The following is a 9,643-nucleotide window of genomic DNA, read 5'->3' as shown; positions in this document are numbered from 1 at the left end:
TGAAAAAATGGCCTAAAACACTGTCAACCCCTAAATGATAAAATTTAAAAATATTTTTTACGCAGCCTTGCCGAAAGGACACAGAGCAACATGGGCTTCTTCTAATGCGTGTTTACAAAACTCTGCAGCGTTCTGTTTTTTAAAACCTAGACTGCTTAAAGAAATAAATACGTAAAGAGAGGAGGCAGGAGCTTGTATGGTGAGATCAAAATGCTGATACAAGGCGTTAATGAGTGTGTCTCTTCTTTTTTGCATGCATTGTTTCACCCAGGAACTGACATGATCCAGTTCATTTAATGCAGCAACTGCCGCCCATTGACTTAAAGTAGTGACACCGCTGGTACTTTGACTCACTAATGCTGTTAATGGCTGGATAAGATACTGAGGGGCAAAAACAAAGCCGATTCGCCAACCGGTCATGGCAAAATTTTTTGAACAACTTTGAATAATAATGACGTGATCCTGAAATTGGGGAAAAGAACCACAAGAGATATAATTGTGCTCATTGTAGGTCAGGGCACTATATACCTCATCAGCAATTACTAAAAGTTCCTGCTCATGAGCAATTTGCAATAATTCTGCAAGCTCGGCCTCAGTATATAATGCACCGGTTGGATTTGTGGCATTATTCAGAATAAGGAGTTTACTTTTAGGGGTACATGCGTTTTTAAGTGCTTGAGGTGTCAGCTTCCAACCTTCTGTTTCTTTCGTTTCAACAATAACCGGCACACCGCCAAACAATTTACTCATGGCAGGGTAAGAAACCCAATAGGGGGCGGGGATAATGATTTCATCGTGCTCGTGTACTAATAATTGCATCAATAAGTAGATTCCAAATTTTCCACCATTCACTACAAGGCAGTTCTCTTTTTGGAATGAACAACCATAAACTTCATTCATCCATTGACTTGCCAAAAGCCGTAGTTCTGGAATTCCTGATACTGGAGGGTAAAGAGTATGTCCTTGCTCTAAAGCGTGTGCCACCGCAGTGACAATGGATGGATGGGGTGGAAGTTTGGGCTCACCGGCACTTAGATTATAAATTTTAATGCCTGCATTGATTTTTTGCTGAGCTAATGAATTGATCACCACTGTTGCTGAATCTTCAGGTAAAATCTTCATTATTTTTGTACCTTCCTAGAGTTTGATATAATTATTTTGAATAAACGATTAATAAATTCCTCTGGTAAATGATACTGCTTGGATAAATGCTCATAAAACTCAAACAATTGTTTTTCACGTGAATGGTCTACTATTTTTTTCCCTTCTTTTGATTTTAAAGCGCCAATTTGTTTCGATAATTCTTGACGCTTTGCTAAGATTTCAATGATGCAAGCATCTGTTTGTTCAATTTGTTTTCTCAATTCTTCGAGCGTATACATGATTTTCTCCTTACTTGAGAAGGCTTACGTTATCGCTATACTTTTTTACCAGGATAAAAGCGGTTCGATTCGGATTGCTGTCTTGAATATTTGCCGTTTTTATTTCTAAACCATAGAGTTCGGCACACCGTGCCGGGGCAATGACTGCGGCATGAAATGGCAGTATTCCTTCTGCTAAATCCTTTGCTGCCTTTGCTGTGTCAATCCACTCTATGTGTTCGGTGTCTTTAAATTCTTTTTGTAGAAATTGGTTGCATTGAGCTAATCCTTGAGGATGGGAAACGATGTGAGTAATTTGCGCGTACTGAATTCCAGGATTTACCAGCAAGCATTGATTAATTTCATGCCATAATTCATCAACGGGGGTAAATAAATGTTTTCCCATCGCTTGGAATGTAGGTTTTACTAATCCCCCTAAGAGATTAACAACGGGCACGATGCCCAGATCAATGGAGCCGTTTTCAATGGCATTGAGAACGCCTTCCATATCCAGTAAATGGATAAGAGTGGGGTCAATTCCTTTTTGTCTGGCATAAATTAGGGCTGCTTCTTCAGAAAACGAGCCCACATCACCGGAAATACCAAATAAAGTGGTCATACGAGCTCCTCCATGGGTAATTCCTTTTTCTCTACAGACCGTAACTTAGCTAATTCCAAGAGAAAAGTTTCTGTTTGCTCCCAGCTTAAACAAGGGTCGGTGACAGATAGCCCGCTTAAATCAAGGGCTTCTGGATTCATTGCATCAACTTTTTGATTCCCCTCTTTAATAAAACTTTCTACCATAAACCCTTTGACCAATCGGTTTAACTTAGGATGTTTTTTAAGACTTTCTAAAACGCTGAGAGCAATTGATGGTTGCAAGTGATGATTTTTTTTGCCATCTACCAGACAGTTATCATGGCTGACATCAACAATGACTGAAGGGTTGGCTATCTTATGGAGATCCATATAGCACTTCACTTCTTTAAGGTGCGCAATGGAATAATTCGGTGCATGATTTGAGCCACGTAAAACCAGATGAGCATGCTGATTGCCATGTGTTTGCACTTCGTAGCCATCAAATACAGCGACATGGGCGTGTTGTGAGGCAACGATACTATTTACTCCCACAGCTAACGAACCATGTGTGGGATTTTTTAATCCTACCGCGCAATCCAGAGCGGAAGCAAAAATTCGATGCTCTTGATCCTCTGAACTGCGGGCACCAATTGCTACCCAAGAAAGGAGCTCCAGAAATCCTTTGGCATTATGAGTAAATAAAGCTTCATCGGCAATTGGAAGTCCCATTTCGATGACTTTAATCATCATCTCTCGTGTGTACTTTATTCCGGCTGCGATATCTGGGGGAGAAAATAAATCGGGTTGGTTTACAGGGCCTGTCCATCCCTTAGTTGTACGGGGTTTTTGAATATATACCCTCATGATTAATTTTAATTCGTGTTTTACTTGCTCATTGAGTTTCACCAAACGTTGGGCGTATTCCAATACAGCTTTGTTAGGCCAGGCAGAACAAGGACCTACGATCATTAAAAGACGATGATCACGACCTTCTAAAATTGCTTTGATTTCTTCTCTATCGCGAGCAATTTGCTGAGAGGTAGCATGCGATAAGGGAATTTCCTGAATGATTTCTTCTACGGGAGGTAGTTTTTTTAAAACGGAGTAGCTCATAATCCCCTCCTGCAACCAGTAGGTACTTTGGATAGGACATGAGAACGATGTCGCGATTGATGTTGCATGATGTACACTCCTCTTTGGTTCTATCCAACTCCCATGCTTTTTATTGTCTGGGAATTCGGGTACCAAAAACCCCCAGACTATGCTGGGGGTTGGAGTGTTAGTTAATTCTACCTACCCACCAGCGTCGGGCTAAAAAAGCTAAAATAAAAAAAGCAAGCAACGGCTTGTGTGAAAGCTGCTTTTCTATTTAACTTGTGGTGTACGGTAGAATGAGACATGAAAAAATCATAAAAATTTATCTGTACTATTAATATACAATTTAGTGAGGGGTCTGTCAATACCCTAAGCGCATTGAAATGATTGGCGCAGGAGAACCTATAAACCCTCTTTATGAATGGCTACGCCTCATTTTGCTGTGTTTTCTATGACTTGCCAGCGACGTGCAATAGGGCTATATTTTTTACTTCTCTTCCTAAAAATAGTAAAAAATGACCAAAATTGCGCTTTACTTAGCTGGTGGCGGCGCCCGCGGAGCCTATCAGGCAGGGGTGCTTAAAGCGATCAGCACAATTCTTGATACAAAAAAAATTCCTTTCAATATGATTAGTGGGGTGAGTGTTGGCAGTATTAATGCTGCAGTAGTCGCTGAAAATGCACTGGATTTTACTGCAGGTATGAACAAATTAAATGAATTATGGAATAATATTACATGCCAGCATATTTTTAAGTCCAGTAATTATGCGCTGAGCATATCAGCCATGCGGAATATGAACAGTATGCTGACCAAACAACGTCTTTTAGGCCATATTCTTGATACCTCGCCTTTGCGTCAGTTTATTAATAACATCATTAATTTTGAAGTTCTGGAAAGTGTTATTAAGAATAAGCACTTGGAAATGATGGAAATCATCAGTAACTGTTATGAAATGCAAAAAACCATTTCCTTTTATCAACATCATGCAGAAGATTTTGAGGATTGGGATGATCCACTTCATAGCAGCCAGCGCGTTACCCTGCAAATGAAGTATTTTCTGGCGTCGACCTCATTGCCTTTATTCTTTCCGCCTGCAAAAATCGATGGACTTCATTATGGAGATGGTCATGTGGGGTTAGCGGCACCTCTGCGTGGCGCTATTCGGTGTCAGGTAGATAAAATTTTAATTATTGGTACGCGCACCTTACCGAGTATGAGCGACCCAGAAAAATTACGGAGCGGCGACATTGATTTTTCACGTGTTTTGGGGGGCATGGTTAATGGGTTGTTTTTAGATAATCTTGAGCGCGATCTTGAGATGGTGAGTCATATGAACCATATGGCGCACATGGTTCCCACGCGGGATCATTCTCATTGGCGCCCCATCCAAACCTTACATCTGCGACCCAGTGTGGATGTAGCCAATCTGGCTCAATCTCAATACAATAATATACCGATGCTCTTGCGTATTCTGCTTAATTTTCTTGGCGCTAAGCGTCATTCGGGTGACTTACTCAGCTTTCTTTTATTTGAAAAAGCATTCACCCGCGAATTAATAAAGTTAGGCTTTAACGATACGATGGCAGTACATGATTCTGTTTTAGATTTTTTTAATACGTAGCTTGGCTGCTTGCAGCCAGGATCTATTTCGGTGCATTCTTAAAAATCCTGGTTGTAAGCAACCAAATTATCTGGAATGGAATATATTTCAAAGGGTGAATCGTCAAAAAACGGAAGGATTATTTGTCGTAGGTTTTCATTAATCAGTGAAAAAAAGCTATCGTTAACAAGACTGGGGCGAGCATTAAGAAACAAAACTCAAGAAAAGCACAATATTAAACGTTGTGACCGTTTTTTAGGTAACAACAAATTGCATCGAGAACGTCAATCTATCTACAAAGAAGTAGCCCATCAATTAATTTGTACTAAAAATTATTCAAAATCAACAAGTTACTTATTATCTTTCTTCCTTTCCTATTTTTTTAGAGATTTTTTTGCACCGTATAAAGATTATTTCTAAATCCTTTGAGCGGTTTAATAAAGTTGTTATTTAAATTTACTTTTTCGATGAGTTTTCAGTAAATCAAATTTCTTTAAAGCGCTTGCTTTATATGGAATATCATTGACTATACTGAAAATAACAGTTTTTATTTTTGTAAAGAAATTTTTATGAGCTTAGAAATATTAAGGGAAAGGCTTCAACTACTGTCTTTTGTTGAGGATGACAGCGATTTATCTATTATGGAGAAAGTCTATAATGCTCATGTTCGCGAGGTGAGAGAGGTTTTAGAGACGATTCTTAAGAAAGAATCAACGGATGAGGAAGTTTATAAGCTTTTAGAGGATTACCTTAAGGAACATTGGGAAAAAACAAAGGGTTCGGCGGTAAGCTATACAGCGACTCCGAACACTGATGCAACGAAGGTGCTGGGTTATGCAGCTGAGCTGGTATGTTCTCATAACAACAAATTATTAGATAAGGACACGCATCCACCTTTAGTGCCTCTCGAGTTTCTAATGCCTGGGTTGCATATGGAGTCGATAATGGTGGGTTATCGTCCACTTAAAGCCATAGAGCAAACTGTTTTCTGGGACGAGGGAAAGCAAAAGAGATTAGACGCTTTATTGGTTGAGCGAAGTGAGCTAAAAGAGGTTTTTTCGGACGATGAACAAAGCAGAATGGTCGAGCTTAGAAGTAGGGTAAGTTGGCTAGGAGCTAAAATAAAGGAATTAGAGGCTAAGGATAAAGAGGGTAATGCAAAAGAAATAGATGAATATAGAAACGCTTTAGAGCAACAACAAAAGGCGCTACACGAGTTAGAAGCGTCAGATGGATTTGCAATAAAATCACTTAATACCAAAAAACTCCGAGAATTAAATACATTAGAGCAAGAAAAAGCCCAATGGGTCAGAGAAAACAAGGGATGTAGAGGGGAGGGAAAATGGTTGGTTCCTGCTTATGACATCGCAACGATTTTATCCCAATATGTATTAAGTGCTGATAGCTCAATGCTTATTCCCATAGAGGTGTTATTAGATAATACAGAAGACCCGATTAATCCTTATAGTACAGACTATAGAAAAATATCTTCGGAAGAAATGTATCGCTTGGCTGCTCACTCTCCAGAATCACGGGCGCTGGATGAAACAAGAAAAAGCTTGGAACGATTAAAAAGTGATAAGAGTAATTTATTGGGACATTTAACCGAGTTAATTAGACAACTACGTTTAAATGATGCAAGTGAAGGGACTGGAAATGAAGAAAACGCAGGTACTGGTGCCTACCCAGCTATTATTCGTTTTAGTGAATATTATCAAACACTAGGCAAAGAGGAAAAAGCAAAAATTCCAGATGATTTACGAAACGAAATAGATTTGCTGCTGTCATTATCCTCAGACTCAAGTCAAAATATGGATGCAACAGAAAATCTAGCGACCTGTATTGCTACCCGACGCACTAATTTAGAGCCACTCAAAGAAAAGTATGTTGCTTTGTTGAGTACGATTGCATGTAGTGAACAAACAATGGCTAACCTTATTCAGGAAAAAGAGCAGGAAGTCAAGCAGGCAGAGCATATATTACGTAAATCCTTAGAGGAAAATAAATATCAAGGATTAGATGCTTTACCTATCACCAAGGCTTTATTAGAGAGGTTGAATATCCAAGTAACTATTAAGTCTTTAGCGGACCTACGCGCCATAATGACCTTAAGTCCTGAAGAAATCAAGGAAGTAATGTATCAAGAGGGAGGTAATGAACAATTAGCTTCGGTATTTAATGATATTGAGGAGTTGGTAGTATTCATTCATGAGACGCCAATTGATAAATTAGAAGCATTTTTCACTATAACAAGTCCTCATCTTATGAAAAAAATGTGTCAAGATGAGATGGATTCTGAATTAGACGAAACTGATAGAGTAAGTACACTATATGGCATATTATCTTCACTCACTCCTGAACGATTTAAGCTTGTATTTAACGTATTAAAAGATACGAAGTTATCTTTTTGGGATCTCGGAGAAATAGTTCAGCTTTTTTATAATGATCCTCAGCTGCTAAAAATACTGTTAGAGGAATTTATTCCGGAAACAGAACGTTTCGCTGTAATTACACAAGCTAATGAAAGCGATGAAACTATAATACACTTAGTTGCAGGCAATCCAGATGTACTGAAATTTCTACTGTCATTATTTATAGAGGAAGATAAATGTTTAAAGGAAATAATGAGGGGGAATAAAAATGGAGATACTGTATTGCATTTGGCAGCAGACAATCCAGAATCACTTCAAATCCTTCTACCCTTATTCAAGGAAGAAGAGCAGTATTTTAAGGCGATAACTAAGGGGAATAACTACGGCAAAAACATCTTGCATTTTGCTGTAGATAATCCAAACTCATTACAGATGATATTAGATCGGCTTTCGGAAGATAATCGTCTTAAGGCAATAACAGCACAAACTAGTCAGGGATATACTCCATTACATCTATCAATAAACAAATCTGAATCACTACAAAAAATATTGCAATCACTTCCACAAAATAAGCGCCTGGAAGCGGTAATAAAGCCAAATAACAAAGGTCAGACCATACTACATTTGGCTTCAAATGACCCAGACTTATTGCAAAAAATACTGGAGTTACTCCCTCAAGCTGATCGTTTCGATGCAGTAGAAAAGCAAAATCAAGAAGGGCTTTCCGTACTTCATTTAGCCAAAAATAATCCGAATTCACTGAAAAAAATATTGGAATTACTTCCACAGGACAAGCGTCTTGAGGCGGTAAGAATACCGAATGTACTTCATTGGGCTCTAGTAAATCCAACATCAATACAAATTCTATTGGAGCCACTTTCTGGTAATGATTATTTTGATGAAGTAACAAAAGAAAATGAAAATGGCGAGATTTTATTGCATTTGGCAACAATGTATCCAGAGTCTCTGCAAAAATTAATCGAGAGATTTTCTCAAGAGAGATTTTTCGAAGCAATAACAAAAGGAAATAAATATGGTATTACCGCACTTCATTGGGCGATAAATAAACCAGATTCACTTGAAAAGTTACTAGAACGCATCCCTCAGAAAAAATACTTTGAGGCAGTAACAAAGCAGCGCGCGAATGGTGAAAATCTTTTGCATCATGCCTTAGAGAACCTAGAGTCACTGCAAAAGTTACTTGCACGAATTCCTCAAGAGAACTATTTCGAGGCGGTAACAAAGCCAGGTGAAGGTGGTAAAACTCTATTGCAACAAGCTGCAGAAAAACCGGAATTACTACTAAAGCTACTTGAGCGACTCTCTCCAGAACAGTGTTTCAAAACAATAATGGAGGAAAATAAAAATGGTTATACTGTTTTGTATAAGGCAACAGGAAACCCAGAAGCACTGCAAAAATTACTTGAGCTAATTCCGCAAGAGAAACGTCTTGGGGCGGTAACACAAGAACGTGTAACTGGTGAAACGATGCTGCATTGGGCTGTAAGCAATCCAGTTTCGCTTAAGATCATACTGGAACTACTCCCACATGAAAACCGTCTCGAAGCGATAACAAAACCAACTAAATATGGGTATGATATTCTGTATTTTGCCACAGATAAGCCAGACTCATTACAAATGCTACTACAGTTATTCCCAGAGGAAAATCGCTTCAGCGCAGTAACGAAGCAGAATAAAGATGGCAAGAGTGTACTGAATTTGGCGGCAGAAAAAATAGACTTAATGAACATTATATTGGAACTCATTCCAAAAGAAAAACGCTTCGAGGTGATCAAGGAAAGGAACAATAATGGTGAAACTGCATTGCACCTGGCTGTAACCGATCTGGAAGCTCTGCAAAAATTATTGGAACTACTCCCGCAAGAAAAGCGTCTTGACGCGTTAAATGAAAAAAATAAACAGGGAATAACCCCTCTGGATTTAGCTTTAGAAAATACTACTACATCGAAAATTATATTCAATCTTGTTCCTGAAATTGAACAATATCTTGAGATAAAAGCTAAGAATAAAAAGATAACCATGTCTCATCGTGATGAGCTTAAGATCATGCAGCTTCATGCTACAGCAAAACAATATCTTCCTGAAGATTTTCATAAGTTATCAAAGGAAAATGAAGAGCAGTTTCTTTGTGAATGTATGAAACTAATTAATCCACATGCCCGGTATGTAGAAAAATTTATACTTACTACTGGAATAATACTTCCAGATAAATACAATCCAAGTCACGTCAAGATGAGCAACAGAGAGGGTAATAATTACATACTATCTATAGGTGCTGACAATGCTTCCATTGAACAAGTCCCGAACGAGCGTAGTATTACTAGAGATAATTTGGTACATTCACTGCTTCACACTATGCTTTCTTTGTCGCAAGAGCAAGGCTTAAAGTTAGAAAAAATCACATAGTCCAATTAATTACAATTGCCATTAATGACAGGATTTATCGCTGAAATTAAGCAGTGACATTATCAATTTCAAGCGAATACTAACAAAAAGAAACGGGTACTTTCTTTATTCTATCTTGGATATCAAATAATAAAAAAGAAAATGAAACCCCTTAATTATAATAATGTGTTTGATACATTGCGCATGGAGTTACCATGCGCTCACTCAC

At 38.4% G+C, this 9,643-nt stretch carries 6 protein-coding genes; 2 read left to right on the top strand and 4 right to left on the bottom strand.

What is annotated here, in order from left to right:
• Positions 1–57 precede the first annotated feature (57 nt).
• Genes Lani_RS01505 through Lani_RS01490 form a run of 4 tightly spaced genes read right to left on the bottom strand, consistent with a single transcriptional unit; the run spans position 58 to position 3,053 of the window.
• The gene (locus Lani_RS01505) at positions 58–1,122 is read right to left on the bottom strand and encodes a pyridoxal phosphate-dependent aminotransferase (protein ID WP_223499526.1); all 1,065 of its coding nucleotides are present in this window, start codon (positions 1,120–1,122) and stop codon (positions 58–60) included.
• The gene (locus tag Lani_RS01500) at positions 1,122–1,382 is read right to left on the bottom strand and encodes a chorismate mutase (RefSeq protein WP_019234212.1); all 261 of its coding nucleotides are present in this window, start codon (positions 1,380–1,382) and stop codon (positions 1,122–1,124) included. The genes Lani_RS01505 and Lani_RS01500 overlap by 1 nt, the downstream gene beginning before the upstream one ends.
• Positions 1,383–1,392: 10 nt before the next feature.
• On the bottom strand, positions 1,393–1,980 hold the full coding sequence (locus Lani_RS01495) for a prephenate dehydratase (protein WP_019234211.1): 588 nt from the start codon (positions 1,978–1,980) through the stop codon (positions 1,393–1,395).
• Positions 1,977–3,053, bottom strand: coding sequence for a 3-deoxy-7-phosphoheptulonate synthase (locus tag Lani_RS01490; RefSeq protein ID WP_019234210.1), 1,077 nt, complete (start codon positions 3,051–3,053; stop codon positions 1,977–1,979). The genes Lani_RS01495 and Lani_RS01490 overlap by 4 nt, the downstream gene beginning before the upstream one ends.
• A gap of 497 nt (positions 3,054–3,550) precedes the next feature.
• Between Lani_RS01490 and Lani_RS01485 the strand changes: the two genes are divergently transcribed.
• Positions 3,551–4,657: a patatin-like phospholipase family protein gene (locus Lani_RS01485; RefSeq protein WP_058388357.1), complete on the top strand. Its 1,107-nt coding sequence runs from the start codon at positions 3,551–3,553 to the stop codon at positions 4,655–4,657.
• A 548-nt stretch (positions 4,658–5,205) separates the two neighbouring features.
• On the top strand, positions 5,206–9,435 hold the full coding sequence (locus Lani_RS01480) for an ankyrin repeat domain-containing protein (protein ID WP_019234209.1): 4,230 nt from the start codon (positions 5,206–5,208) through the stop codon (positions 9,433–9,435).
• The last annotated feature ends 208 nt before the right edge of the window (positions 9,436–9,643 follow it).

Source organism: Legionella anisa (genome assembly GCF_001467525.1).
GTDB classification, from domain to species: domain Bacteria; phylum Pseudomonadota; class Gammaproteobacteria; order Legionellales; family Legionellaceae; genus Legionella; species Legionella anisa.
This window is presented reverse-complemented; position numbering and strand designations above follow the sequence as displayed.

What these genes read in the sequence shown, in the direction of transcription:
- Lani_RS01505 (WP_223499526.1), bottom strand. Translation starts at nt 1,122, where the DNA reads ATGAAGATTTTACCTGAAGATTCAGCAACAGTGGTGATCAATTCATTA.
- Lani_RS01500 (WP_019234212.1), bottom strand. Translation starts at nt 1,382, where the DNA reads ATGTATACGCTCGAAGAATTGAGAAAACAAATTGAACAAACAGATGCT.
- Lani_RS01495 (WP_019234211.1), bottom strand. Translation starts at nt 1,980, where the DNA reads ATGACCACTTTATTTGGTATTTCCGGTGATGTGGGCTCGTTTTCTGAA.
- Lani_RS01490 (WP_019234210.1), bottom strand. Translation starts at nt 3,053, where the DNA reads ATGAGCTACTCCGTTTTAAAAAAACTACCTCCCGTAGAAGAAATCATT.
- Lani_RS01485 (WP_058388357.1), top strand. Translation starts at nt 3,551, where the DNA reads ATGACCAAAATTGCGCTTTACTTAGCTGGTGGCGGCGCCCGCGGAGCC.
- Lani_RS01480 (WP_019234209.1), top strand. Translation starts at nt 5,206, where the DNA reads ATGAGCTTAGAAATATTAAGGGAAAGGCTTCAACTACTGTCTTTTGTT.